The sequence below is a fragment of the Brevundimonas sp. DC300-4 genome (assembly GCF_049897365.1).
GTDB lineage: Bacteria > Pseudomonadota > Alphaproteobacteria > Caulobacterales > Caulobacteraceae > Brevundimonas.
On sequence record NZ_JAFCWC010000001.1, the window covers coordinates 226624 to 252172 of the forward strand.

27 protein-coding genes are annotated in these 25549 nt (G+C 67.4%); 14 read left to right on the forward strand and 13 right to left on the reverse strand.

The window, feature by feature from the left end; translation table 11 throughout:
* Positions 1-172 precede the first annotated feature (172 nt).
* The 6 genes from ACP7AZ_RS01100 to ACP7AZ_RS01125 all read left to right on the forward strand — a co-directional run bounded on the left by ACP7AZ_RS01100 (position 173) and on the right by ACP7AZ_RS01125 (position 8817).
* Positions 173-1618 (forward strand): SDR family oxidoreductase, encoded by a 1446-nt coding sequence (locus tag ACP7AZ_RS01100; RefSeq protein WP_426035259.1) that lies wholly within the window; start codon positions 173-175, stop codon positions 1616-1618.
* 51 nt (positions 1619-1669) lie between these two features.
* On the forward strand, positions 1670-3562 hold the full coding sequence (gene serA / locus ACP7AZ_RS01105) for a phosphoglycerate dehydrogenase (protein WP_426035261.1): 1893 nt from the start codon (positions 1670-1672) through the stop codon (positions 3560-3562).
* A gap of 90 nt (positions 3563-3652) precedes the next feature.
* Positions 3653-5458 (forward strand): SGNH/GDSL hydrolase family protein, encoded by a 1806-nt coding sequence (locus tag ACP7AZ_RS01110; RefSeq protein ID WP_426035263.1) that lies wholly within the window; start codon positions 3653-3655, stop codon positions 5456-5458.
* Between the two features lie 290 nt (positions 5459-5748).
* Positions 5749-6357: a M23 family metallopeptidase gene (locus ACP7AZ_RS01115; RefSeq protein ID WP_426035265.1), complete on the forward strand. Its 609-nt coding sequence runs from the start codon at positions 5749-5751 to the stop codon at positions 6355-6357.
* Between the two features lie 112 nt (positions 6358-6469).
* Complete coding sequence (locus ACP7AZ_RS01120; protein WP_426035267.1) at positions 6470-7435, forward strand: ABC transporter ATP-binding protein; 966 nt, start codon at positions 6470-6472, stop codon at positions 7433-7435.
* Complete coding sequence (locus tag ACP7AZ_RS01125) at positions 7432-8817, forward strand: ABC transporter permease (protein ID WP_426035269.1); 1386 nt, start codon at positions 7432-7434, stop codon at positions 8815-8817. The genes ACP7AZ_RS01120 and ACP7AZ_RS01125 overlap by 4 nt, the downstream gene beginning before the upstream one ends.
* Before the next feature lie 232 nt (positions 8818-9049).
* On the opposite strand, the gene rpsU is transcribed toward ACP7AZ_RS01125, so the two are convergent.
* On the reverse strand, positions 9050-9289 hold the full coding sequence (gene rpsU, locus ACP7AZ_RS01130) for a 30S ribosomal protein S21 (protein ID WP_298161710.1): 240 nt from the start codon (positions 9287-9289) through the stop codon (positions 9050-9052).
* A 185-nt stretch (positions 9290-9474) separates the two neighbouring features.
* On the opposite strand from rpsU, the gene ACP7AZ_RS01135 reads away from it, so the two are divergent.
* Positions 9475-10140, forward strand: a complete 666-nt coding sequence (locus ACP7AZ_RS01135) for a COQ9 family protein (RefSeq protein WP_426035271.1) — start codon at positions 9475-9477, stop codon at positions 10138-10140.
* Between the two features lie 171 nt (positions 10141-10311).
* On the opposite strand, the gene ACP7AZ_RS01140 is transcribed toward ACP7AZ_RS01135, so the two are convergent.
* Both ACP7AZ_RS01140 and purE read right to left on the reverse strand, forming a co-directional pair.
* The gene (locus ACP7AZ_RS01140; RefSeq protein WP_426035273.1) at positions 10312-11412 is read right to left on the reverse strand and encodes a 5-(carboxyamino)imidazole ribonucleotide synthase; all 1101 of its coding nucleotides are present in this window, start codon (positions 11410-11412) and stop codon (positions 10312-10314) included.
* Positions 11413-11904 (reverse strand): 5-(carboxyamino)imidazole ribonucleotide mutase, encoded by a 492-nt coding sequence (gene purE / locus ACP7AZ_RS01145; RefSeq protein WP_426035275.1) that lies wholly within the window; start codon positions 11902-11904, stop codon positions 11413-11415.
* 123 nt (positions 11905-12027) lie between these two features.
* Between purE and ACP7AZ_RS01150 the strand changes: the two genes are divergently transcribed.
* A complete protein-coding gene (locus ACP7AZ_RS01150) occupies positions 12028-12615 on the forward strand; it encodes a GGDEF domain-containing protein (protein WP_426035277.1) in 588 nt (195 codons plus the stop codon).
* Positions 12616-12802: 187 nt separating this feature from the next.
* Here ACP7AZ_RS01150 and ACP7AZ_RS01155 read toward each other — a convergent pair whose 3' ends face one another.
* From ACP7AZ_RS01155 to ACP7AZ_RS01165, 3 genes are read right to left on the reverse strand one after another with little or no spacing between them, the layout of a single operon-like run.
* Positions 12803-13027, reverse strand: a complete 225-nt coding sequence (locus tag ACP7AZ_RS01155) for a YdcH family protein (RefSeq protein ID WP_426035279.1) — start codon at positions 13025-13027, stop codon at positions 12803-12805.
* 39 nt (positions 13028-13066) lie between these two features.
* Positions 13067-13537: a TIGR02444 family protein gene (locus ACP7AZ_RS01160; protein WP_426035281.1), complete on the reverse strand. Its 471-nt coding sequence runs from the start codon at positions 13535-13537 to the stop codon at positions 13067-13069.
* Positions 13534-14136 (reverse strand): UbiX family flavin prenyltransferase, encoded by a 603-nt coding sequence (locus ACP7AZ_RS01165; RefSeq protein WP_426035283.1) that lies wholly within the window; start codon positions 14134-14136, stop codon positions 13534-13536. Before ACP7AZ_RS01165 ends, ACP7AZ_RS01160 begins: the two co-directional genes overlap by 4 nt.
* Positions 14137-14274: 138 nt before the next feature.
* Here ACP7AZ_RS01165 and ACP7AZ_RS01170 point away from each other — a divergent pair, with 138 nt between their 5' ends.
* Positions 14275-14448: a YdcH family protein gene (locus ACP7AZ_RS01170; protein WP_426035285.1), complete on the forward strand. Its 174-nt coding sequence runs from the start codon at positions 14275-14277 to the stop codon at positions 14446-14448.
* Positions 14449-14537: 89 nt separating this feature from the next.
* On the opposite strand, the gene ACP7AZ_RS01175 is transcribed toward ACP7AZ_RS01170, so the two are convergent.
* Positions 14538-15203 carry a DUF1013 domain-containing protein gene (locus ACP7AZ_RS01175; protein ID WP_426035287.1) on the reverse strand — a complete coding sequence of 222 codons (666 nt, stop codon included), beginning with the start codon at positions 15201-15203 and terminating at the stop codon, positions 14538-14540.
* 199 nt (positions 15204-15402) lie between these two features.
* Here ACP7AZ_RS01175 and ACP7AZ_RS01180 point away from each other — a divergent pair, with 199 nt between their 5' ends.
* Positions 15403-15963, forward strand: a complete 561-nt coding sequence (locus ACP7AZ_RS01180) for a beta/gamma crystallin-related protein (RefSeq protein WP_426035289.1) — start codon at positions 15403-15405, stop codon at positions 15961-15963.
* A 101-nt stretch (positions 15964-16064) separates the two neighbouring features.
* Positions 16065-16769 (forward strand): beta/gamma crystallin-related protein, encoded by a 705-nt coding sequence (locus ACP7AZ_RS01185; protein WP_426035291.1) that lies wholly within the window; start codon positions 16065-16067, stop codon positions 16767-16769.
* Between the two features lie 4 nt (positions 16770-16773).
* On the opposite strand, the gene ACP7AZ_RS01190 is transcribed toward ACP7AZ_RS01185, so the two are convergent.
* Positions 16774-17745, reverse strand: coding sequence for an NAD(P)H-quinone oxidoreductase (locus ACP7AZ_RS01190; RefSeq protein WP_426035293.1), 972 nt, complete (start codon positions 17743-17745; stop codon positions 16774-16776).
* Positions 17746-17786: 41 nt separating this feature from the next.
* On the opposite strand from ACP7AZ_RS01190, the gene ACP7AZ_RS01195 reads away from it, so the two are divergent.
* Positions 17787-18029 carry a DUF1192 domain-containing protein gene (locus ACP7AZ_RS01195; RefSeq protein WP_426035295.1) on the forward strand — a complete coding sequence of 81 codons (243 nt, stop codon included), beginning with the start codon at positions 17787-17789 and terminating at the stop codon, positions 18027-18029.
* Positions 18030-18161: 132 nt separating this feature from the next.
* Positions 18162-18680: a DUF1465 family protein gene (locus tag ACP7AZ_RS01200; RefSeq protein ID WP_426036049.1), complete on the forward strand. Its 519-nt coding sequence runs from the start codon at positions 18162-18164 to the stop codon at positions 18678-18680.
* 309 nt (positions 18681-18989) lie between these two features.
* Here the strand turns inward: ACP7AZ_RS01200 and ACP7AZ_RS01205 are convergent, their stop codons facing one another.
* Entirely contained in the window at positions 18990-20579 is a 1590-nt protein-coding gene (locus ACP7AZ_RS01205) for a L,D-transpeptidase family protein (RefSeq protein ID WP_426035297.1), read from the reverse strand.
* Positions 20580-20737: 158 nt separating this feature from the next.
* Positions 20738-20962, reverse strand: a complete 225-nt coding sequence (rpmE, locus tag ACP7AZ_RS01210; RefSeq protein ID WP_303695506.1) for a 50S ribosomal protein L31 — start codon at positions 20960-20962, stop codon at positions 20738-20740.
* A gap of 133 nt (positions 20963-21095) precedes the next feature.
* Between rpmE and ACP7AZ_RS01215 the strand changes: the two genes are divergently transcribed.
* Entirely contained in the window at positions 21096-22952 is a 1857-nt protein-coding gene (locus ACP7AZ_RS01215) for an ABC transporter transmembrane domain-containing protein (RefSeq protein WP_426035299.1), read from the forward strand.
* On the opposite strand, the gene ACP7AZ_RS01220 is transcribed toward ACP7AZ_RS01215, so the two are convergent.
* From ACP7AZ_RS01220 to efp, 3 genes are all read right to left on the reverse strand, one after another.
* Complete coding sequence (locus tag ACP7AZ_RS01220) at positions 22949-23959, reverse strand: glycerophosphodiester phosphodiesterase (protein WP_426035301.1); 1011 nt, start codon at positions 23957-23959, stop codon at positions 22949-22951. The genes ACP7AZ_RS01215 and ACP7AZ_RS01220 overlap by 4 nt on opposite strands.
* 42 nt (positions 23960-24001) lie before the next feature.
* Positions 24002-24808, reverse strand: a complete 807-nt coding sequence (locus tag ACP7AZ_RS01225; RefSeq protein WP_426035303.1) for an inositol monophosphatase family protein — start codon at positions 24806-24808, stop codon at positions 24002-24004.
* 121 nt (positions 24809-24929) lie between these two features.
* Positions 24930-25499: an elongation factor P gene (gene efp / locus ACP7AZ_RS01230; RefSeq protein WP_426035305.1), complete on the reverse strand. Its 570-nt coding sequence runs from the start codon at positions 25497-25499 to the stop codon at positions 24930-24932.
* Between the last annotated feature and the right edge of the window lie 50 nt (positions 25500-25549).

Below are 25549 nucleotides of genomic sequence, written 5' to 3' on the forward strand. Positions count from 1 at the left end.
GCGGATCCTTGGGCGGTGAGAAATGTCGAGAACGGTGCAAGATAGGAGAGGCGAGGGCGGTTGGTAAGGGCGACCGCCAGTCGTCTGGCGCGGCTGCGTTCGCGTGCTAACTGTCGCAACCGGGCGCACGCCCCGCCCGTTCTTGCATGCCGACACCGACGAAAGCCCGATCATGCCCGCCAAGCCGAACCTGAAACCCCTCGATCAGCAGGCCATCATAATCACCGGCGCCACCTCAGGGATCGGCCTGTCCACCGCGCGCCGGGCGGCGAAGGCGGGCGCCTGCGTCTTCCTGATCGCGCGCGGCGAGAATGACCTGAAGGCGCTGGTCGAGGAACTGCAGCAGGAGGGTGCGCGGGTCGCCTATGCGGTCGCTGACGTCGCCGACTATGAAGCCCTGGCCGAGGCGGCGGACAAGTGCCGGCGGCTGTTCGGCGGCTTCGACACCTGGGTCAACAACGCCGGCGTGTCGATCTACGGCCCCATCCGCGAGACGACGCTGGAAGATCAGCACCAGTTGTTCGAGACCAACTACTGGGGCGTCGTGAACGGGTCGCTGATCGCCGCAGAGCATCTGAGGGCGCAGCCCGACGGCGGGACGATCGTCAACGTCGGCTCGGTTCTGGGCGACGCCCCCATGCCGGTGCAGGGCGTCTATTCGGCGTCCAAACATGCGGTGAAGGGTTTCACCAACGCCTTCCGCATGGAGTTGATGCGCGAAGGGTCGCCGGTCGCCGTCAGTCTGGTCAAGCCGGCGGCGGTGGATACGCCCTATCCGAAGCACGCCCGAAACCTGACGGGCTATGCGGTGCAGAACCCGCAGCCGGTCTATGCGACCAATGTGGTGGCGGACACCGTGCTGTGGTGCGCGACCCATCCGATCCGGGAGATTACCGTCGGCGGAGGAGGGCGCGTGATCGCGTCTTTCTACGCCCTGCTGCCGGGTCTGGCGGAACCACTTTTCGCGCGGTTCGCTCCAGTTGCCATGCGGGACAGGGGTTCCGCCTATCAGCCGTATGACGACGGGCTCTATGACCCGACCGACGACGGCCTCGATGAAGAGGTTCATTATCCCATGGTCCGACAGTTCAGCGCCCTTGCCGAAGTCCGCAAACATCCCGGCATCACCGCAGGATCCTTGGCCCTTGTCGCCACGGCCGCCCTGGTGACCTTTCTGCTCACCCAGCGGACGGGACCGCCCCGGTTCGAGGAGATCCGTGACCGGATCGATCCGCGCGGCTGGATCGACGCCGAGGCCCTGCGTCACCGCTTCGACGCCATCTCGCGCGGTCTGACTGAGCGGGCCGGGGAAGTCAGCGAGCGGGTTGGTGATCTGGGCGATGACGCCCGCCACGAGGCCAGGAAGCTCATGAAGCGTGGCCAGCGCGCCATGTCTGACAAGCAGCGCCGGAAGTACGCCCGCGAAGCGCGCCTCTATGCCGAGGAGACCGGCCGTTCGGCGCGTCGCTATGCCGGGGACGCCGGTCGCTACGCCAAGGATCACGCCCGTGAGGGCGGGGCCCTGCTGGCCGTGGCCACGATCGCAGCGGCCATCGGAGCGGCGGCTCTGGAAAGCCGCCGGCCCGACAGCCGGGTGCGGCGGCTGACCGGGCTGTAAGCCCTCTCACAAAGCCGTTGCTGCGAGTGCGAAGGTCGGCGAAAGAGGGGCATGACCGCCGCTCCGACGCTGATTTTCGACTTCGATTCGACCCTTGTGCGCATCGAAACCCTGGAGGCCCTCGCAGATATCTCTCTGGAGGGGCATGGCGATGCCGTGTCGATCAGGGCGCAGGTCGCCTCCCTGACCGATCGCGCCATGACCGGAGAGGTCGATTTCGGCGAAGCGCTGAGGGCGCGGCTGGCGATGCTGCCGCTGACGCGGATCCACGTTCTAGCTCTGGCGGACCGGATTCTGGACGAGGGGACGCCTTCAGTGCGGCGGAACCTGCGCTTCTTCAACGAGAACGCGGCCAACATCATCATCCTGTCAGGCGGCTTCCGCGAGATCATCGCGCCCATCGCCGAACGGCTGGGCGTGTCGCCGGATCGGGTCATCTGCAACGACCTGATCTACGACGCCGAAGGTCGTGTCATGGGCGTGGACGACGCCAACCCGCTGTCGCATGAGAATGGCAAGCCTACGGTGATCAAGGCGCTGGGTTTGAAAGGACCGGTCGTCATGGTGGGCGACGGCTGGAACGACGCCGAGGTCAAACTGGGTGGCGCGGCCGACCGGTTCTACGCCTTCACCGAGATCGCCCGTCGCGACAAGGTCGTCGCCGTGGCCGACGGCGAGGCCAAATCCATCGACGAACTTCTGCACGCCGAGGGGCTGGCCGGGCGGTGGTCCTATCCGCGCAGCCGCATCCGCATGCTGCTGCTGGAGAATATCCACCCCGCCGCCGTCGAGCGTCTGGAAGAGGCGGGCTATTCGGTAGAGACGATCAAGGGGGCTCTCGACGAGGCGGACCTGATCGAGAAGATCAAGGGCGTCCACGTTCTGGGCATCCGCTCCAAGACCAATGTGACTGAAGCGGTGCTGGAGGCGGCGGACCGACTGCTGGCCGTCGCGGCCTTCTGTATCGGCACCAACCAGATCGATCTGGACGCAGCGGCCTCCAAGGGCGTGGCGGTGTTCAATGCGCCCTATTCCAACACCCGCAGCGTGGTCGAACTGGCCATCGGCCTGACCATCACCCTGATGCGCGACGTGGTCGACAAGTCGGCGGCCATGCACGAGGGCCGATGGAAAAAGTCGGCCGATGGCTCGCGCGAACTGCGGGGCAAGACCCTGGGCATCGTCGGCTACGGCGCCATCGGATCGCAGCTGTCGGTGCTGGCCGAGGCCCTGGGCATGAGGGTCATCTTCCATGACCTGTCGGAGCGGCTGGCGCTGGGCAATGCGAAGCGGATGCGGTCGCTGGATGCGCTTCTGGCCGAGGCGGACGTGGTCACGCTGCATGTCGACGGGCGGCGCGAGAACGCCAATCTGATCGGCGCGTCCGAGTTCCAGATGATGCGACCGGGGACCCTGTTCCTGAACCTGTCGCGCGGCCATGTCGTCAACGTCGGGGCCCTGGCCCAAGCGATCGGGTCGGGCCGGATCGGCGGTGCGGCGCTCGATGTGTTCCCCGAGGAACCACGCACCAACGCCGATCCGTTCGACAGCCCGCTGATGGGGCTGAAGAACGTCATCCTGACCCCGCACATCGGCGGCTCGACCGAGGAGGCCCAGGAGGCCATCGCCGAGTTCGCGGCCGAACGGCTGCTGGGATACCTGAACCGCGGCGACACGACCTTCTGCGTCAATCTGCCCAACGTGCAGCTGACCGAGGTTTCCGGCGGCCACCGCATCCTGCACATCCACCGGAACCAGCCCGGCGTCATGGCCGAGCTGAACCGAGAGCTGTCGGCGGCCGGGCTCAACATCCTCGGCCAGCATCTGAAGACCGACGAACGCACTGGCTACGTCATCACCGACGTGGACCGCGACTATGACCCGCAGGCGCTCCGTGTCCTGAAGAGTGTGGCCGGAACGCTGCGCTTCCGACTTCTGCACTAGAAGCTTCCCCGGCGGCATCTTGCACTCCCGCAAAACGGGCGCAGACTGTCGTGTAACGGTCGTGCTCAATCGACCGACGGGAGGAAGACCATGTCACGTTATCTCCGCGGCGCAGCCTTGGCTGCGCTGACGCTCGCCGCATCCGCCGCGCTCGCCACTGCCGCCTCGGCCCAGTCCTACGGCCGTTTGGTCGTGCTGGGCGACTCGCTGAGTGACAACGGCAACCTGTACCTTGCATCCGGCGGGACCCAGCCGCCATCGCCGCCCTATTTCCAGGGCCGGTTCTCCAACGGGCGCGTCTTTACGGAACTGCTGGGTTTCAACGCCGCCAACTTCAACGGTGCGGTCACCGGCAGCATCAACCTCGCCTACGGCGGGTCGCGGACCGACAACAACGTCGCCTTCCCGCCCGGCATGCGTCAGCAACTGACGACCTATCTCGGCCGGGGCGGAGCGTTCGGCGCGAATGATCTGGTCAGTGTCCTGGGCGGCGCCAACAACATCTTCCAGGCGCTCCCGACCGCCGGCGTCAGCACCAACCCGGTTGCCGCCATCACCCCGACCCTGGCGGCCGCCGTCGCGGACATGAATTTCCTGGTGAACGACATCGCCGGTCGTGGCGCGGGGACGATTCTCGTGACCAACCTGCCGCGCCTGGGCATCACGCCTCAGTTCCGCACCTCGCCGGCCGCTGCCCTGGCCGACTATGCCGGATCGACCTTCAACAGCAGCCTGCAGACGGCTCTGTTGACGACCGCCGCCGCCCGTCCAGGCACGAACATCATCCTGTTCGATCTGGCCAAGGTCAGTGATCTGCTGGCCTCCAGCCCCGGCCGGTTCGGCCTGAGCAACGTGACCGAGGCCTGCTTCAATGGCGTCACGGTCTGCGCCAACCCTGACTCCTACCTGTATTTTGACGGCGTCCACCCGACAGCGGCCGGACACCGGCTGATCGCCACCCTGTCCGGCGACTACCTCTACTATGGTGACCGGGCCGCTGGTTCGACCCTGCAGGGCGAGACCGCCTATCGTCACCGCGAAGACGCCCTGGACGCCGCCGGCGCCCGGATGTCGGGACACGCGCCCTGGACTGCGGGAACCTCGATCTCGATCGGCGCTCTCTATGACCGCTCCGAGACCGACGCGCGCGCTACGGTGGCCTCGGCCAAGTCCGATGGCTACGGCGCCCAGATGACGCTGGAGTCGGGCACCGAGACGATGCGGTTCGGACTGACGGGAAGCTATCGCAACGCCGACGTCAGCGCCGGACCGACCAGCTTCGAACTGCAGACCCTGGCGCTGGACGCCGCTGCGGGCTGGCGGTCGGATGCGATGTTCATCAATGTCGCCGCCGGCTTCGCCAGTGATGACTACAACAATATCGAACGAGTCAGCGCCTTGGCGCCGATTATCCAGACAGCGACCACGCGGGGCTTCAGCTCCGGCGCCCGGTTGCAGGGGGGGATGTGGTTCGATGCGGGCGGGATCGCCATCTCGCCGCGCGTGGCGGTGACCTACGCCAACTCCGACGTCGACGGCTACATCGAGCAGGGGGCGGCGGCCTCCTACCAGTACCGTGACCGCTCGGTCAAAGGCGTCACCGCCGAGGCCGTGCTGCGGGCCGAGGGCGACATGGGCGGCTTCGCCGTCTTCGTCGAGGGCGGCTATCGCGACAGCCTCGACGACAGCTCCGATGCCGTCCGCGTCGGGATCGCGGGCAACCCCGCCCAGGTCCTGTCGCGTCGGTTCGACGACCCGTTCGGCGGTTCGGTCCTGGCCTCTGCCGGGCTGAGCGGGGATCTGGGCCCGCTCGAAGTCGAGATCGGCTATCGCGGCCGCTTCGGCGACCATGCCGACAGCCACATGGGCGGCATTACCCTGACCCTGCCGCTCTAAACGTCCTCCCCCGTCGGGAGGGGACCACGAAGTGGTGGAGGGGGCTGGCTGCAGACACAGCGTCTGGAGTCGGCCCCCTCCGTCACGTCACGAAACCGCTCCGCGCCACCTCCCCCGCTGGGGGAGGATCGCAGGTGCGACGCCCTGTCGCCCCCCGGACGCAACACCCGCGCCCCAAAGTCGCCCCATGAATTGTTGATACGTCCGCTTGCCGAAGCGTGTGCCGGTCCCGGACCCGCGCCCTCTGGCCTCCACTGCTTTCGCAAAAGCGCCACCGAGCCGACGACTTCATGCGCCGACTGTTTCCGACCGCCCGTGCCTTTGTGACCCACTCCGGCCAGACCGTCGCCCTGATCGGGGTCGCTGTTCTGGCCATGGCCATGGCGCCCGCCGAGCGGGAACCCCGCGACCAGATCTTCGCCCTGCCGGAGCGTCCGCCCGTTACCGCCGTGGCCGAGCCCGCCGGGCCGCTGACCCGACCGATGACCTTCGAGGAACCGGTGCGCGGCTTTGCGATCAACTCCCGCTTCGGCATGCGCCGGCTGGGCGGGGAGCCGGGAGCCCGGATGCACAAGGGCGTGGATATCGCCGCGCCTCAGGGCACTTCGGTCTATTCAGCCGCTGAAGGAGAAATCGCCCGAATCGGCCGTCAGCCCGAGGGGTACGGCAACTTCATCGAGATGCGCCACCCGAACGGCATGACGACGATGTACGCCCACCTGTCCCGGATCGATGTCGGATCAGGCGACCGGGTGCTGGCCGGCGAGCGGATCGGTCTCGTCGGTTCGACAGGCTATTCGACCGGCCCGCACCTGCATTTCGAAGTGCGTCGTGGCGGGTCGCAGGTGAACCCGTCCCGTGTCGTCGGTGAGACATTTCAGGTCGTGGTCGCCGACTGATTTCGATGCCGCTTTTCTCGTGACCGGTGCGTAACGGTCGGGACGTCGATTACGGTTCCAATGTAAAGTGTCCTTTGCTACCTCTAGGTCCGTAATCGACCAGGGGATGAATATGGTGGCCTTGACGCTCGAAGGCGTGAGCAAGCGCTACGGCGACTTTCAGGCGGTGAAGGACCTGAGTTTCGAGGTCCGGAAGGGCGCCATCTGCGGCTTCCTGGGCCCCAACGGCGCGGGCAAGACCTCGACCATCCGCATGATCCTGGGGCTTCAGGCAGCCTCCGCGGGCACGATCGACATCCTTGGCGCGTCCGACGGGCGCAAGGTGCGCGACCGGATCGGCTTCCTCCCGGAGGAACGCGGGCTCTACAAGAAGATGACGCCGGTGGAGGCGATCGCCTTCTTCGGCTCGCTGAAGGGGCTGCCGACGCGCGAAGGCAAGCGCCGCGCCCGCGAGATGCTGGAGGCCCAGGGCCTCGGCGCCTCGCAGAAGAAGAAGATGAAGGAGCTGTCCAAGGGGATGGCCCAGAAGGTCCAGCTGATCGCCTCGGTCGTACATCGGCCCGAGTTCGTGATCCTGGACGAGCCGTTCAGCGGGCTCGATCCCGTCAACCAGCAGGGGCTGGAGGCGGTGATCCGCGACCTGGCCGCCAATGGAGCGACCGTCCTGTTCTCCACCCATGTGATGCAGCACGCGGAGCGGCTGTGTGACCAGGTCGTGCTGATGGCGCGGGGCCGCAAGGCCTTCGACGGCACGGTGACCGAGGCGCGGGCGACCTCGCGACGGTTCCTGGAGCTGGAAGGCGAGATCACCCCCGAGGCCGTGGCGGCCCTGCCGGGCGTGACCGGCGTCGAGGTCGTGTCGGACAACGGCGGCGTGAGGGTGCTGAAGGGCGCCCTGGCCAGTGGCGCCGGCGGTCAGGAGGCGCTGAAGACCGCCTTCATCAGCGGCCTGGATGTACGCCGGTTCGAACTGAAGGAACCGACCCTGCATGACGCCTTCATCGACCTGACCGGCGACCATCCAGATCAGGATCAGAGCGTGGCCCGACCTGCCGCCAAATCGGAGGTGAGCCAATGAACCGCATCCTGCTGATCGCCCAGCGCGAGTTCCTCGCCTACGCCAAGACGGTCGGGTTCTGGCTGTCCTTGCTGGCCTTCCCCCTTTTCGCCGTGCTCGGCGGCGCCGTGCCTCTGCTGATGCGCGGCGCCGATCCCGTGCGCGCCGTCGTCCTGATCGAAGAGGGCCCGGCCGCGACCGGCCTGGCCGCCGCTGTGAAGGGCGCTCTGGCCGCCGACGCCGAACGACAGGCGGAACGCGCCCGCGAAGCCGCCGAGAAGGCCGCGGCATCGTCCGGGGCGCCTCCCGGTGCGGCGGAGAGCGCGATCGCCTCCATGACCCGGTCGCGCATTCGGTTTGTCGACGCCCCCGGCGATCTGGCGGGTGCGGAAACCGGCGCGGCCCAGGAGGTCGTGGTGCGGCGCTATCTGACCGACGCGACGCCCAAGGAACAGAGGCTGGACGCCGTCGTCTTCCTGACCCGCACGCCCGAGGGGCCGGCGGCCCGTGTCTGGGCCGCGCGCGCGACCGACGACACGGTCGAGGACTTCGTGCGCCGGGCCCTGCGCGACGAGAACCGCGACACCGTCCTGCGCGAGGCCGGAATCGACGCGGCCGTGGTCGAGCAGGTCGACGCCTTCCGACCCGAGATCAACGTCTTCTCACCGCGTTCGGCGGGGGGAGGGGAGGTGTCGTTCAAGGACCGCCTGCCCGGGATCATCGGCCTGGCCTTCAGCTTCATCCTGTGGTCGCTGATCATCACCGGAGCCTCGATCCTGCTGAACAGCGTGATGGAGGAGAAGTCGAACAAGATCCTCGAGGTCCTGCTGTCGTCGGCCTCGGCGACGGAGATCCTGACCGGCAAGGTACTTGGGGTGGCGATGCTGACCCTGTCGGTGCTGGTCGTCTGGGGCGGGATCGGGGCCGTGGGGCTGATCACGGCGGCGCCGTCCGTCGCGGCGGATGTGGCCTCGGTGCTGATGACCGACGGGCTGATCTTCTACTTCATGGGCTATATCGTCGGCGGCTATCTGATGTACGCGGTGCTGTTCGCGGCCATCGGCGCCTTCTGCGAGACGCCGCGCGACGCCCAGACCCTGATGGGCCCGATCATGATGGTGCTGGTGGTGCCCTTGCTGGTCGTCCAGATGGCCCTGGTGAACCCGGATGCGCCGGCCGTGAAGTTTCTGTCCTGGGTGCCCTTCTTCACGCCCTTCCTGATGAGCGCGCGGGCGCCGTCGGGGCCGCCGCTGATCGAGATCATCGGCACGATGGCGGGGATGTTCGCGGTGGCCCTGCTGATGGTGTGGCTGGCCGGGCGGGCGTTCCGTGCGGGTGCGCTGTCGGACGTGAAGCTGAGCTGGAAGAGCTTCGGCCAGGCGATCAGTGGGGGCGGGCGGTAGAGCGAGAAGTCTCCCTCCCCCGAAGGGGTGGGGGCGTCGCGTAGCGACGGGGTGGGGGCGGCAGGGCGATCCAGACAGAGGCCCGAGGAGTTTTGCCTTGCCGCCCCCACCCGGTCTCCGCTGCGCTCCGACCACCCTCCCCATAAGGGGAGGGAGAAGATCAAGCTGGAATCAAAAAGGCCGCCCCGGTTTCCCGGGACGGCCTTTGAAATCTTGAACTCCGGTCGCGGCCTTAGGCGCGCGGTACCCGGGGCTTCGGAGGCGGCAGCAGGCCTTCGCGCTGCATGCGCTTGCGGGCCAGTTTGCGGGCGCGACGAACGGCCTCGGCCTTCTGGCGGGCGCGCTTCTCCGAGGGCTTCTCGTAGTGCACGTGGCGCTTCATTTCACGGAAGCTGCCTTCGCGTTGCATCTTCTTCTTGAGGGCTTTGAGCGCTTGATCGACGTTATTATCGCGAACGAAAATCTGTACCAGGTTGAACTCTCCTTTGGCTGCCCGCCGCGTCCTTGAGAGGCGGGCAGACAAATAAAATCGGTTCTCGCGGGCGACAGCCCGGCGAGCGAAGGCGTGCGGATACACCAAGCCCCGCCCTCTGTCCAGATCGTCGCGGCGCTTCCGTGACGCTCGCGATCCCGCTGGGACAGGCGTATCATGGACAGATGACCGATACCCCGCAGCTGTCGAATGCGCCCGAAGGCGACTGGGCCGATCGGATGGAGCAGTCGGTGCTTGATTCGGCGCTGGGTCTGGCTCCGCGGCTGGGCTGGAACGGGCGAATGGTGCGTGCGGCCTGCGAGGCGCAGGGCTTGAGCGAAGGCGATCAGGAGCTGCTGCTGCCCAACGGCGCGCGCGATCTGGCGGTCCTCCTGTGGCGACGGCACGACGATGAGGCCCTGGCGGTGCTGGGTGATCCCGCCTTGCTGAAGATCCGCGAGCGAATCGCCCGGGCCCTGGAAACGCGGCTGGAGGTCGCGATGGCGCATCCGGAAGCCGAGAAGCGGGCGGCGGGCTTCATGGCCCTGCCGACCAATGCCGACCTGGTGCTGAGCCTGACCTGGGCGACGGCGGACCGGCTGTGGCGCTGGGCCGGAGATACGGCGACCGACTGGAACCACTATTCGAAGCGGACGATCCTGTCGGGCATCCTGGTCCCGGCGATGACGCTGCGGCTGTTCGACGGCAAGGACGCGGCCGACGCCTTCGTGGCGGCGCGGATCGAGAACGTCATGGCCTTCGAGAAGTGGAAGGCGGGCAAGGACTTTGACGCGCCGGTGCGGCGGGTCACCGAGATGCTGAGCCGGTTGCGGTATCCCACACGCGTTTGATCCTCTCCCGGTGGGAGAGGGCTTGAGGCTCGCAGAGCGAAGCGATGCGTCTTCAGCCGAAAGGGTGAGGGGCGTGCCCTCACCGGTTGGCGACTAACCCCTCACCCTTTCGCGCAAGGACGACGGTAAGCCGCCGTGCGCTCAAGCCCTCTCCCTCTGGGAGAGGGAGAATTAGAGCGGCCGCACCCGGTTCACATGCGCCATCTTGCGGCCGGGCCGGGCTTCGGCCTTGCCATAGAGGTGGAGGCGCTGATCGGGTCCGGCGGCCAGTTTCGACCACTGCTCGACCTCGTCGCCCAGCAGGTTGGTCATCTCGACGCGGGCGTGGGCCTTCGTCGGTCCGAGCGGCCAGCCGGCGATGGCGCGGATGTGCTGTTCGAACTGGTCGCAGACGCAGCCGTCCTGGGTCCAGTGGCCGGTGTTGTGGACGCGAGGGGCGATCTCGTTGACCAGCAGTTGGCCGTTGCCGAGGTCGAACAGCTCGATGCCGATGACGCCGACGTAGGCGAGGCCGTCGAGGATGGCGGCGGCAATGGCGCGGGCGCGCTTCTCCGTCCTGGCGTCGACCTTCGCCGGGGCGTTGGTGGTGCGCAGGACCCCGCCGGCGTGCCTGTTCTCGCCCAGCGGATAGACGGCCACGGCGCCGTCCCGGCCCCGGGCGGCGATGATCGACAGCTCGCGAGTGAAGGCGGCCCTGGCTTCGAGGATTGCGGGGCGTCCGCCGAGTTCGGCGAGAGAGGCGGCGGCCTGTTTCGTCGACTTGATCCAGACCTGGCCCTTGCCGTCGTAGCCGTCGCGACGGGTCTTGAGCAGGGCGGGCGTGCCGAGGGTCTCGAGCGCGGCGGTCAGGTCGTCGAGGCTGTCGACGGGGGCGAACGCGACCGTCCTGGCGCCGACGGCGTTGAGGAAGGTCTTTTCGTCGACCCGGTCCTGGGCCACGGCGAGGGCGGTGGGTCCGGGGGCGACGAGGGCGCCAGCCTCGGCCAGACGCTCGACCGAGGCGGCGGGGACGTTCTCGAATTCGAAAGTGACGACGTCGCAGACGCGACCGAAGACGGTCAGGGCCGTCGGATCGTCATAGGCGGCGACGATCTGGCCGCGCGAGACGCGACCGGCGGGGCTGTTCTCTTCGGGATCGAGGATGACCACGTCGAAGCCAAGGCGCGAGGCGGCCTGCGACAGCATCCGGCCCAGTTGGCCGCCGCCGAGGATGCCGATGGTCGAGCCGGGCGCGAGAGGAGCGGGCAGGGCTGTTTCAGACAGAACGGGCACTCAGTCTTCGACCGTCTCGTGGACCGACTTGGTCTGGGCCTCGCGGAAGGCGTCGAGACGGCCGGCCAGGGTCTCGTCGGACAGGGCCAGGATCTGGGCGGCGAGGATGCCGGCGTTCTTGGCCCCTGCATCGCCGATGGCCAGGGTGGCGACCGGGACGCCGCCAGGCATCTGGACGATGGAGAGGAGGCTGTCGAGGCCCTTCAGCGCCTTCGACTGGACCGGCACGCCCAGCACGGGCAGCGGCGTCATCGAGGCGGCCATGCCCGGCAGGTGGGCGGCCCCGCCGGCGCCGGCGATGATGACCTTGAAACCGGCCACCCTGGCCCCGTTGGCGAAGTCGAACAGGCGTTGCGGCGTGCGGTGGGCCGAGACGACGCGGGCGTCCCAGCCGACCCCCAGCCGGTCGAGCATGTCGGCCGCGTGCTTCATGGTGGGCCAGTCCGAGCGGCTGCCCATGATGATCGCCACCGGGGGGGTCGTCGTCGCCATGCGTCACTGAGCCTTGCGAGGAAAGCGGCCGGTTACAGCACGCGCGTTGCGCCCGCAACCAAGGGCGTTAGCTTGGGCGCAGGAGGCGCCCGTATTGAGTCGCGCCCGGAGTGGCTTCTCGACGTGACCGACGCGCCGAACATCAATGAGATCGTCGACCCGGGCCTGGACCCTGTGGCCGAGATCGCCCGGCTGCGCGCCGAGGTGGCGGCCCTGACCGCGCGCGCCGAGGCGGCCGAGGCTGCGGCGGAACATGACGTCCTGACCCCGGTGCTGAACCGACGCGGCTTCGCGGCGGCGATGGTGCGGACGATGGCCTACTGCAGCCGCTACAAGGTGCCGGCGGTGCTGCTGTATCTGGATCTCGACGGGTTCAAGACGGTCAATGACTCACTCGGCCATGCAGCGGGTGATGCCGCCCTGGTGCGGGTCGCCGAGCTGCTGCTGGAGAATGTGCGGGCCACGGACGCGGTCGGCCGGCTGGGCGGGGACGAGTTCGGCGTGCTGCTGCTGAACTCCGGCCTGGAGGCAGGGCGCGAGAAGGCGGCGGGTCTCAAGCAAGCGCTGGAAGAGGCCGAGTTCCGCTGGGAGGGCGCCCCCGCGTCGCTGGGCGGATCGTTCGGGGTGCGGGCCTTCGCCGGCCAGGCGGACGTCGAGACCTGGCTCGCCGAGGCTGACGCCGCCATGTGGGTCCGAAAGCGTGGACGATAAGTTGTAAAAACAACGACTTATTCGGGTTTGCGCAAGCGGAGCCAAAGACTAGGCGCTCCGCAGACTGGGCTCTTAAAAAACCAAGTCCAAAGAGTGCAATCCATTGAATTCTAATAACTCTGTGTGCACTTTTTTGGACTCATAGAGGCCAACGGATTTCCCTCTCCCGGTGGGATAAGGGAAGGGATCAGGCGATGATGTCCGGCAGGATGCGGCTTTCGATCTTCACGATCTCGTCGCGCAGCAACAGCTTCTTTCGCTTCAGGCGGGCGATCAGGAGCTGGTCCGGAATCGGCATGTGCGACAAGGCGTCGATCGAGGCTTCGAGGTCGGCGTGCTCCAGCCGCAGGTCCTTGACCTGGGCGTGCAGGGCGATCTCGTCGTCGGTCAGAAAGGGTTGGTCGTCGTTCATGCCGGTCCCCGCGAAGGCGGGCTTATAGCCGAGGCCGGGTCAGGCCGGAAGGCATTCGGCGAGCGTCGTCAGCGCCGGGCGTGGCACGACCCGGCTCCAGACGCGGGCGACGGCGGCCAACGCGTCTATGGCCGGACGGGGCGGGCCCGTGCGGGAGGGCGCCAGTGCCTCCAGTCCCGCCATCAGATGGCGTTCCGCGGCCAGTTCGACGACCTTCACGGCCTCACGCAGGCTCTCGCGCGCAGCATTGTCGATGTCGGGGTTGGTGTTCCTGAGCGTGCGGCGAAGGGTGCGCAGCGGCGTGACGGCTGCGGCATCCCAGGCGCGGGCGCAGTCGCAGGCGCCCTCGATGGCGTCCCCGTCGAGCACGCGGCCCGTCGCGGCGGTCCAGCCGGCCCAGAGCAACAAGGGGATGTTCTGGCCGGTTCCATCCTGAAGCTGCAGGCAGGCCTCCTGCACGCCGGGCGCAGCGTAGGCTTTCAGCGCCCAGTCCCAGAAAGGGTCGCTCACTCCGTTACGGGGCCCCTGAGCCCCTCCCACCGCTTCACCGGCGCCCAGTCGAGACCGAACAGGTCCAGCGCGCGGCCCACGGACTGGTCGATCATCTCCGCGATCGAGGCGGGTTTGGAGTAGAAGGCGGGCAGGGGCGGGGCGATGGTCGCGCCCATCTCGGCCAAGGCTGTCATGGTGCGCAGGTGGCCGAGGTGGAAGGGCGTCTCGCGCACCATCAGGACCAAGGGGCGGCGCTCCTTCAGCACGACGTCGGCGGCGCGGGTCAGCAGGGTCGAGGTTACGCCGGTGGCGATCTCGCTCATGGTCCTGACCGAACAGGGCGCGACGATCATGCCCAGCGACCGGAACGAGCCCGAGGCGATCGAGGCCCCGACGTCATTGAGCTTGTGAAGGACGGTGGCCTTGGCGGTCAGGTCGTCAGGGCTGAGATCGGTCTCCTGCGACAATGTGAGCAATGCGGCGCGGGTGACCACCAGATGGCTTTCGACGCCCAGGTCGTTCAGCGCATCCAGCACCCGGGCGCCATAGATGACTCCCGATGCGCCGGAGATTCCGACCACCAGCCGGGTCGGCGGGTTCCGTACCGCTACGTTCACATCATGGTCCAGGTTGGGGGCCAGGCTAGGCCGTGCCCGGAGAAATTTTACGTTCCGTTGACGTCACTGAACCGTGATTTCACAGGCGGCAAATCCAGGCGCTCATTGTGTGGTCCCTTAGACATGGAGGCGCAAGCCATGACCATCGAAGCTCGTATCCGCGAACTGGGAAATCGTCACCGTCAGCTGGATGACACTATCCGGCTGGAGGTGGGCAGGCCTTCCGTGGATCCGCTGCAGGTCAGGGAGCTCAAGCGAAGGAAGCTCCGGCTCAAGGAAGAAATCACCAGTCTGGAGGCCAGGGCAGGCTAGCCCCGGTCTCCGCCAGAAAAACGAACGGCCCCGGGAGCGATCCCGGGGCCGTTTTCAGTCCTCCCCCAAGCGCAGCGCAGGGGGAGGATTTACTCGTTCGTGCCGAACACCGACGCGGCGGTCGGTTCGGCCGTGCGGCGTTCGCGTTCTTCGGGGACGAACTCCGGCTCGGCGGGTTCGGCCTCGATGGGCTGGAGGGCGGCGCCGCCCTTCTTGGCGTCGTCGCGGTTCTTCTTCTCGGCGGCCCTGGATACCAGGTCGTCCAGCACCAGCTGTCCGACGAGACCCAGGGTCACCGGGTCGACAGGCTTGATCTGGGGGCTGTTCCAGTGCGTGCGGTTGCGCACGCTGTCGATCGTCGACTTGGTGGTGCCGAGCAGTTTGGCGATCTGGGCGTCGGTGACCTCGGGGTGGTTCTTGACGAACCACATGATGGCGTCCGGACGGTCCTGGCGGCGCGACACCGGGGTGTATTTCGGCGCGGGCCTGTGGGCCTTCATCAGTTCGGCGTGACGGCTGACGATCGCCTTCATGCGGTAGGTCTCGTCGCCCTGGGCCTTGTCGAGTTCCTCACGGCCCAGCTGGCCGCCGGTGATGGGATCGACACCCCGGATGTCGCGGGCCACGTCGCCGTCGGCGATGCCGCGCACTTCCAGCGGATGCAGGCCGCAAAAGTCCGCGATCTGTTCGAAGGTGAGCGAAGTGTTGTCCACAAGCCAGACCGCGGTGGCCTTGGGCATCAGGATGTCGGTCATGGGGGCAGTCCCGGAAATGAGGGGCCCGGCGATCGCGGGCTCTGGATACGACGGCGCCCGACCTTTCGGCCGGGCGCTGATGATTTCGATATAGGCCGTTTCGGCGCAAAAGAAAACGTCACTGGCTGGTGATCGATCACGGGTTTATATATCGTTGCTCGGCCAGACTGTGCGGCCGGCCTCATCCCCGGGGGAGACCTTGAAACTCATCACATTGCTGTCCGTGGCGGCTGTTGCGGGCGCCGGCCTCGACGCCGCGCCGGCGACGCTACTGGCCCAGGCGAGCGCCGTGCCGCAAGGCAGTTTTTCCCAGACCTGCGCCGCGTCCTATGTGCTCGGCGGACGGTTGTTCTCCAACTGCCGCAACACCTCGGGCGCCTTCGTAAGGTCATCGATCCCGCTGACATCGTGCACGGGCGTGGACGTCGCCAACATCAACGGGACACTGACGTGCGGCGGCACGGCGGGGCGACTCGAAACAAGCACCGCCGTCACACACCCGCCGACGCCGACCGTCTCGGTGACAATCTACAGGGACATCAATTTCGTCGGCTATTCCCGAACCTACACGACAGCCCAGCCCAACTTGACCGCCTCGGGCCTGAATAATCAGATCAGTTCGATGCGGTTGACCGGCGGGTGGCAGGCCTGCTCCGGGGCCAATTATCGCGGCCAATGCCAGAGCTTCGCCGGTCAGGTGAGCAACCTCAATGATGTGGGTTTCGACAACGTCATCCTGTCGCTCCGGCCGCTACGTTAAGCTAAGGCAAGCGGAGCCATACAGGTTCGGTTCATGCTGGATGTTGAACAGTGTGACATCGGACGCGTTCAGCGGCCTTAGTGATCACTTGGAGGAAGCCCATGTCTATCGCACTCACATCTCTCGCAGCGCTGGCCGTGCTGGCCGGCGGCGCCCAGGAACGCGCGCCGTCGATTGACGATGGCGCCCAGCGAGTCGCGCCGCGCGGCAGTTTCGCAGACAGCTGCAGCGGATCCTACGTCAACCAGGGCCGTCTCTACGCCGACTGCCGGGACATGCGTGGCAATGTCCGCGGCACCTCGATTGAACTGGCGCGCTGCTCCGCCTTCGACATCGCCAACAATGACGGGCTGCTGATCTGCGGCAATGTGCGCGGCGAGTACGAGCGCGGCAGTGGCGGCGGCAACAACGGCGGCGGCAATAACGGCGGCGGTTGGGGCAACGGCGGCAATAACGGCGGCGGTTGGGGCAATGGCGGCAACAATGGCGGCGGTTGGGGTAACGGCGGCAACAATGGCGGCGGCTGGGGCGGCAACAACGGCCGCACGAGCATCACCGTCTACGCCGACAGCAACTACCGCGGCTATTCGCAGACGTTCCGCAGCGAGATCGCCGACCTCGGTCGCTCGGGTCTCAACGATCAGATCAGCTCGATGGAGCTCAACGGCGCCTGGGAAGTCTGCACCGACGCCTATTTCCGCGGCCAGTGCCAGGTGATCACCTCCAGCACTAGCAACCTGAACTATACGAGCGTCAACGACCGCATCTCGTCGATGCGTCCGGCTCGCGGGGGCGGTCGCTGGTAGCGATCTAGACCGTCAGCACGATCTTGCCGACATGCTCGCCCGCCTCCAGCCGGAGGTGGGCGAGTTTTGCTTCAGCCAGGGGGAAGGTCGCCTCGACCGGCGGGCGCACGAGGCCCGAGACGACCCAGGGCCAGACCGTGGCCTCGATCGCCGCCGCAAGTCGGGCCTTTTCGTCGGCCGGACGGCGACGCAGGGTCGATCCGGTCAGGGTCGCCTGTTTCATCATGATCCGCATCAGATCGACCTCGGCGAGCGCGCCGCTCAACGTCGCGATCACGACCCAGCGTCCGCCGGGCTTCAAGGCATTCAGATTGACCTCGGCATAAGCGGCGCCGACCATGTCGAGGATGACGTCTGCGCCGCCCGCATCCCGGATCGCGGATTCCAGGTCTCCGGCCGAGGCGTCCAGGCTGACGTCGGCCCCGAGATCGAGCGCCGCCGCCGTCTTCGCTGCGCCCCGGGACGTGGCGATGACGCGGGCGCCCGCCGCCCGGGCCATCTGGATCGCCGTTACCCCGATGCCGGACGTCGCGCCGTGGACCAACAGGGTCTCGCCGGCCTTCAGGGCGCCGGCCTCGAACACATTGGCGTAGACGGTGAAGACGGTCTCGGGCAGGGCCGCGGCCTGGATGAAGTCGAGGGCGTCGGGGATCGGCAGGGCGTGGCGGGCGTCGACGACAGCATAGTCCGCATATCCTCCGCCGCCGAGCAGGGCGCAGACCCGGTCGCCGGCCCGCCAGCGCGTGACCTCATGTCCGACCTGATCGACCTCGCCCGCGACCTCCAACCCCATGATCTCGGACGCGCCAGGCGGAGGAGGGTAGCCGCCTTTGCGCTGGAGAAGGTCCGGGCGATTGACCCCGGCGGCGCGCACGTGGATGCGGATTTCACCCGGTCCCGCCTGGGGATCGGGGCGTTCGGAGAGCCACAGGGCCTCTGCGGGACCTGAGCCGCCGTCAATCTCGATCACCCGCATATCCGTCCAAGCCTTGCAATCGTCCGTGTCCGGGAGCGTAAATGGGCTTCTTCGGGGTTCTGGCCAAGGAGGCGACGATGACGTTCGAGGATCTTGAACCGCGTCCGCAACGCGGAGCGTCCGTGGCGGCCTTGGGTCGCGAGGACCTGGACCTCTATTCGGTCGAGGAACTGGGCGAGCGCATCGAGGCGCTGGACGCCGAGATCGCGCGGGCGCGCGGCGCCATCGCCGGCAAGACGGCCAAGAAGTCCGCCGCCGACGCCCTGTTCAACTTCGGCAACTGATGCGGTTCTGCGTGGCGGCTTTCCGTGGCCCCCTTTTTCGTGGCATGCCGGTTGCAGGCGAAACCCGTGCGGCGCCGTTCCGGGCCGATGGACCAGCGGACGTTGCGGATCACGATGAGTATGGTTGAGTTGATGGGCACCGAGAATTCCGCGCCGGGTACCGGGTCCACGGCGTCACGCGCCGGGGAGATCCGCGACTTCGCCCGGTCCGAACTGTTCGAGCGCACCTTCCAGGACGGTATGGACCTGGTCGAGGAGACCGCCGCCTATCTGGACGGCGACGGACGCCGGGACTCCAAGCTGCTGTCGCGTTCGGCCGCCCTGGCCTATGCCGCTGAGAGCATGAAGTTGACGACGCGGCTGATGCAGGTCGCGTCCTGGCTGCTGGTGCAACGCGCCGTGCGCGAGGGCGACATGGCGCCGGAGGCCGCCTGCGAGCCGCGCTATCGCCTCAACGAACGCAAGATCGAGGCCGAGCCGAGCCACCCGGAGATGCCGATCGCTCTGGTCGAATACCTGGTCCGCGCCGAGAAACTGCATGACCGCGTCCTGTATCTGGACAAGCGGATGTATCTCGATGACGCGCCCGAACCGGATGCGAACCCTGTACTGAGCCAGATGGGCCTGCTGGAAGCGGCGTTCAGGGGGTAGGACTAAAGTTCTCCCTCCCCCTGCGGGGGAGGGGGGGGGCGGAGCGAAGCGGAGACCGGTTGGGGCGGGCAAGGCAAACCGCACGCACCTCCGCCATGATCTTATCCAGGCGATCCCGGAGCAGAAGATTTCCGTATCGCAGGGTCAACAACCCTTCCGGGGCCAGAACAGCCTGGCCTCGGCCGGCGTGATTGCCTTTCGCATTTCGCGAGCCTTGGCGATGATCACCATGTCGCCTTGCCCTTCCCACCCGATCGCTTCGCGATCTGCCCTCCCCCGAGGGGGAGGGAAAAGTTGGCGCTCTAAGCCTTACGGCCCGACGTCGTTGGCCACGGCGGTCCCGTCATCGATCACGGCCGGCAGGCTGACGGCGATGCCGAGGGCCTCGGCCAGCTTCTGGTCGCGGCGATAGACGTCTTCGCGGAAGGCGACGCGGCCCTGTCCGTCGACGAAGGCGGTCCAGTAGAGCAGCCGCACGGTGATCTCGCGGCCCGTCTGGATGCGCTGGGTCTCGCGGCTGACCTGGGCGTCGTCGAACTGGCCCAGCAGCATGGGATCGGGCGACAGCAGCAGGCGCGCGAACTCGACCGCGTTCTGGACGCGGACGCAGCCGTGCGACCGTTGGCGCATCGACAGGTTGAAGGCGGCCTTGGACGGGGTGTCGTGCAGGAAGATGGCGTAGCTGTCCCGCAGTTCGAACTTCACATAGCCGAGCGCGGCTGTGGGGCCGGCGCGCTGGATGACCGTGCCGTTCGAGATGTACATGTTCTGGCTGGCCAGATAGCCGGGGCCGCGCGGCAGGATCTCACGGCGGGCGATGCCGGCGGGCACATACCAGGGCGGATTGGCGACGACCGATGCGAAGGGCTTTTCCAGGCTGGGCGTCTGGTTGGCAGGCGAGCCGCAGACGACGCGGTTGGAATGAACCGGGCGGCCTTCCTTCCAGTAGACCATGATGGCGGCGGCTGTGTTGACCTCGATCCGCTCGGGATTCAGGTCTCGCTTCAGCCAGCGGCGGCGTTCCAGGTTGAGGGCGATCTGGCGGGCGCGGTCTTCGGCCGATGCGCCGAGCGAGCTCTGGGTGCCGGCGCCGATGCGGCCGTCGGCCGCCAGTCCGTGTCGGGCCTGGAAGCCGCGCATGGCGGTCTGCAGTTGCGGACCGTAGACCAGCCCCTCGGCGGTCAGGCGGGCGCCGTCAGATGCGCTGAGGTCGCCCTCGGCCACCAGGCGGGCAATCATGGCGGGCACGCGGTTGTCGCTGGCGCCCGGCTCGATCGTGCCGGACCTTGCGACGAAGCGGGGCCAGCCGCCCTCGCGGATAATTCGGCGGTAGCGGACGTAGCCGGCGGACAGGTTCGAATAGCCGATGTCGGTCGGCGCCAGGCCTTCGAACCATTCGACGACCTTGTTCTGGACCAGGGCGTCGTTCAGGCCGACCGGCAGATCGACCCGGTTCTTCTCCATCTCCCACAGGTCCTCGACCGTCTCGGGACGGATGCGGCCCTCGGCCAGGACGCGGGCGTAGGTTATGGCGGCGGCGGTGGTGCGCATGTCCGCCGTGTCCGGATCGGCGGCGAGGCCCACGAAGTCGAAGAAGTCCGAACGCGACAGCCCGTGGCGCTCCGCGCGGGCGGAGGCCTGGTTCAGGGTGCGCAGTCGGGCGCCAGTCCAGGCCGGCTGCCAGCCGTTCAGTTCGTAGAAGGCGCGCACGTCGGGCTGGATCGCAGCGGGCAGGCGCTCCAGCTGGGCGTTGAAGGCGGCGTAGTAAGGGCTGGTCGGCGTGACGACGACGGTCTGGGGCTGGCCCTGAATCTGGGCGCCCATCGGAGCGTTCTGCGCCGCGGCCGAACCGGCGAGAGCCGATACGGCTGCGCCGAGGGTGAGTTCGCGTCGATTCATGGTCGTATTCGCCTTGGTGCGACGCCTGGTGGAGCCCCGTGTCCACGCCCGGGTATCGAACGAGCCCATGTTATCGACGTTCCGGACAAACAAAAAGCGCCGGTCGGGTGACCGGCGCTCTTCGTGTCGTCTTTGTCGCACCCGTGTGGTGCTGAGGCCTACTTCTTGATGAAGCCGCCGAACTTGTTGTTGAAGCGCGAAACGCGACCGCCGCGGTCCAGCATCTGCTGGTTGCCGCCGGTCCAGGCCGGGTGCGTCGAGGGATCGATGTCCAGGTTCAGCGTGTCGCCCTCTTTGCCGTAGGTCGAACGCGTCTTGTACGTGTCGCCGTTCGTCAGGGTGACGGTGATGAAATGGTAGTCGGGGTGCGTATCGGCCTTCATGGTCGTATTCCGGTCTCTGTACGCGGTGACGATGCCGACCGTCGGTGCGTGAAAAATGAGAAAACCCGCCAGAGTCCGGCGGGAATGAGCGGCGGCGTTTACACCGCAGGGCGTTCCGGGGCAAGACCCGCGCATGAGCACCCCCTCGCCGACCCAGGACGCCTATTCCAGCACGGAGGCGGTGGGACGCCCCGGCGCCGGGGCCGTGCTTGTCGAACAGATGGGCGAGGCGGGGGCGCGGCGCGAGAAGCGCAAGGATGTGCGGCCCCTGCTGCGGCTGTGGCCCTATCTCATGCAGCACCGGCTGGACGCCGTGATCGCGGGCTTCTGGCTGCTGGGATCCACATCGGCGTCCCTGGGCCTGACGGCGACGGCGCGGGGCGCCATCGACCACGGGTTCGAGAATGGCGGCGCGGACATCAATCGCTGGTTCCTGATCCTTGGGCTGAACGCGGTGATTCTGGGGGTCGCGACGGCAGTCCGGTATTTTTACGTGACCAAGACCGGCGAACGGATGATCGCCGACCTGCGAAAGGCCCTGTTCGACCGTATCCTGACGCTGGATCCGTCCTTCTTCGCGCGGATGCGGACCGGAGAGGTGCTGTCGCGCCTGACCACGGACATCGCCCTGGTCGAGACCCTGCTTACGACCTCGGTGTCCTTCGCCCTGAGGAATTTCCTGACCCTGATCGGCGGTGTCATCCTGCTGTTCATCGTCAGCCCGAAGCTGACGGGACTGGTCCTGCTGACCGCGCCCCTGCTGTTGGCGCCGATCTTCCTGTTCGGGCGGTCGGTGAGGAAGCTGACCGTGAAGTCCCAGGACCGGTTCGCCAATGCTGTGGGCTTCGCCGGCGAGAGCGTGGACGCCATCGAGACAGTGCAGGCCTTCGGTCGCGTCCGCAGCGCGGTGGAGCGGTTCGGCGGGGTGGTGGAAGAGGCGTTCGGCGTCTCCATCATCCGAATGCGCGCGCGGGCCTGGATGACGGCGGTGGTCATTGTGGTGATCTTCGGCGGCGTCACCCTGGTGCTGTGGCTCGGGGCCCAGGACGTGATTCGGGGCGCGATGACGCCCGGCGCCCTGCTGCAGTTCGTGCTGCTGTCGGTGTTCACGGCCGGGGCGGTGGGCGCGCTGGGCGAGAGCTGGGGCGATGTGCAGAAGGCTTCGGGCGCCATGCAGCGGATCGACGAACTGATGAAGGCCCAGGCGTCGATCGCCGCGCCGGAGCAACCCGTCGCCCTGCCGAGCCCGCCTGAAGGGCGTGTGGCTATGGCGGGGGTGCGGTTCGCCTATCCGGGACGGCCCGACCTGCCGGCGTTGAAGGGCTTCGACCTGACGGTGCGGCCCGGCGAGACCGTGGCCCTGGTTGGGCCGTCCGGGGCGGGCAAGTCGACGGTATTCCGCCTGCTGCTGCGCTTCTACGACCCACAGGAAGGCGCGGTCAGCGTGGACGGCGTCGATGTCCGGTCCGCTGATCCGGCCGAGGTGCGCGGGCGGTTCGCCTGGGTGTCGCAGGAGGCGCCGCTGTTCTCGGGCTCGGCGCTGGAGAACATCCGCTTCGGTCGCGAGCAGGCTTCCGAAGACGAGGTCCGCAAGGCGGCGGAGGAGGCGCAGGCCCTGACCTTCATCGACGCCCTGCCGGAGGGTTTCGCGACGCCGCTGGGCGAGCGCGGCAAGAGCCTGTCCGGCGGACAGCGCCAGCGGCTGGCGATCGCACGGGCCCTCGTCCGCGACGCACCGATCCTGCTGCTGGACGAGGCGACCAGCGCGCTGGACGCCGAGAACGAGCGGCTGGTGCAGGCGGCGCTGGATCTGGCGATGGAGGGGCGCACGACGCTGGTGATCGCCCACCGGCTCGCTACCGTGCTGCGCGCCGACCGGATCGTGGTGATGGAGGACGGCGTCGCGGTCGAGGAAGGCACGCATCACGAACTGGTGGCCAAGGGCGGGCTCTATGCGCGTCTGGCGGAGTTGCAGTTCCGGGAGGGCTAGTCTCGTGCCTGCACAGCCACGCCCGGAAAGTCGCTGAAGACCGCGTCCACGCCGAGATCGTAGAAGCGCCTGATCCAGCCGGGCAGGTCGCCGCGATAGTCGGTGGGGACAAAGATGTCCTCCGCGCGGAAGGTCCAGACCACGACTTTCAGATCGGCGGAGTGGGCATCCTCAACCAATGTCGTTGGAACACCAGGGGCGCCGGCGGGCGTGCGGGGAATGATCAGGGCGGTCTCGACCCCGATGGCGTCGGCATAGGTCGCGATCTCGGCCAGGCCCTCCGGCGTCGCCATGGCGGCGTAGGTCATCTCGGGGTGATCGGCGGGGCCGCCGGACGGCGACATCAGCTGGAGCAGCGGCGCATCGGTCTGCTGGTTCAGGGAGCGCAGGCAGTCGATCTCGAAACACTGGATCATGATCGCGCTGTCGGCGCTCGTCAGATCGTTGGCGCGCAGGGCCTCGACGAAGGCGGGCTCCATCGGCAGGCCCGCCTTCTCGAAATAGCTCGGGTGTTTCAGCTCCGGCGCGACGCCGATGACGCGGCCGGTGCGGGCCGAGGCGGCGCGGGCGATGTCGATGACCTCCTGGAAGGTCAGGATCGTCTCGTCGGTCCAGGCCGTGTTGCCCGGACGCAGGGCCGGCAACCGCTCGCGGGCGCGCAGCGTGCGGAGCTCGGCGAGGGTGAAGTCCTCGGTGAACCAGCCCCTGGTGCAGACTCCGTCGATGATCTTTGTCGTGCGTCGTAGGGCGAATTCGGGATGGTCTGCGACGTTCGTCGTGCCGCCGATCTCGTTCTCGTGCCGGACGACCAGCTGGCCGTCCTTCGACATGACCAGATCGGGCTCGACCAAGTCGGCGCCCTGTTCGATGGCCCGTTCATAGGCGGCAGCCGTGTGCTCGGGTCGCTCGCCGGAGGCGCCGCGGTGGGCGATGACGAGGGGGTGGGGCATTGTCTGGGCGGCGACCGGGCTGGCGAGGAGCAGGGCGGCGAGGATGAACCGGATCATTCGCCAGCGGTAGGGGAGGGGCGTGACGCCCCTGTGACCCTCCTAGGAGGCCTGAAGCACCTTGCGCAGCCGGGGGTGCAGTTCCGGGTTGGACGCCAGGATGGACACGCCGGTCTTGGGATCGCCGTCGTTGTCGATGGTGGTGACCTGGCCGCCGGCCTCGGTGACGAACAGGATGCCGGCCGCCACGTCCCAGGGCTTCAGATTGCGCTCGTAGTAGGCGTCGAAGCGACCGCAGGCGACCCAGGCGAAGTCCAGAGCCGCAGAACCCAGACGACGGATGCCGGCGACGCGCTGGCCGACGGCGTGGATGTCCTTGATCGACTGGGCGTGGCCGGTCTTGCCGATGAAGGGCAGACCGGTGGCGATCAGCGATTCAGACAGGTCGCGACGGCCGGAGACACGGATGCGCTGGTCGTTCAGATAGCAGCCCTTGCCCTTCTCGGCCCAGAACAGCTCGTTCATGATCGGGTTGTAGGTGACGCCGGCGACGATCTCCGACGACCCGTCCGGCGCATAGCGCTGCAGGCCCACGGTGATGGCGAAGTGGGGCATGGCGTGCATGAAGTTGGTCGTGCCGTCGATTGGATCGACCACCCAGGTGTGGGACTTGTCGGTGCCCTCGATCATGCCGCGCTCCTCGCCCAGGAAGCCGTAGCCGGGGCGGGCCTTCATCAGCAGTTCGTAGAGGGTATCCTCGGCCTTGATGTCGGCGGCGGTGACGAAGTCGCCGGGCCCCTTGCGCGAGACCTGCAGCTGGGCGACCTCGCCGAAGTCGCGAAGCATGGGCCGGGCCGTCTTGCGAACGGCGTCGATGATGACGGAAACGAGGGCGGAGGCGAGGGACATGGAGAATCTCCTGGTCCGCCTGTCCTGAAAAGGCCCCCACCCTCGATGGAGTGGCGCCCGGACAGACGGAGAAGTTCACAGGGGCGCGACATGCGCCTCCGGTCGTCGGTGGTAAGTCGGCCTATTCGGCGCGGCGGACGTATTCGCCGGTCGTGGTGTCGACGATGATGCGCTCGCCGGCCGACATATAGGGCGGGATCATGATGCGCACGCCGTTGTCGGCCATGGCGGGCTTGTAGGACGACGAGGCGGTCTGGCCCTTCACGGTCGGCTCGGTTTCGGCGACGGTCACCGTCACCTGATCCGGCAGGTTGAGACCGATCGGACGGTCGTCGTGCATCTCGATGACGACCTTCATGCCGTCCTGGAGGTAGGGGATCGAATCCTCGCCGACCCAGGTCTTCTGCAGTTCGATCTGTTCGTAGGTCGCGTCGTCCATGAAGACGAGGGCGTCGCCCTGTTCGTACAGGAAGGAGAAGCCTTTCTGCTCGAGCGTGACGCGCTCGACCTTGTCTTCCGAGCGGAAGCGTTCGTTCAGCTTGTTGCCGGTCTCGAGGTTCTTGGCCTCGACGTTGGCGAAGGCGCCGCCCTTGCCAGGCTTGACGTGGCTGGCCTTGGTGACGACCCACAGGCCGTTGTTGTGTTGCAGGACCATGCCCGGCTTGATGGTGTTGCCGTTGATTTTCGCCATGGGAATCACTGGGGTTGAGGCGCTGCCAGCAGCTGCGCGAAATCGGGCGC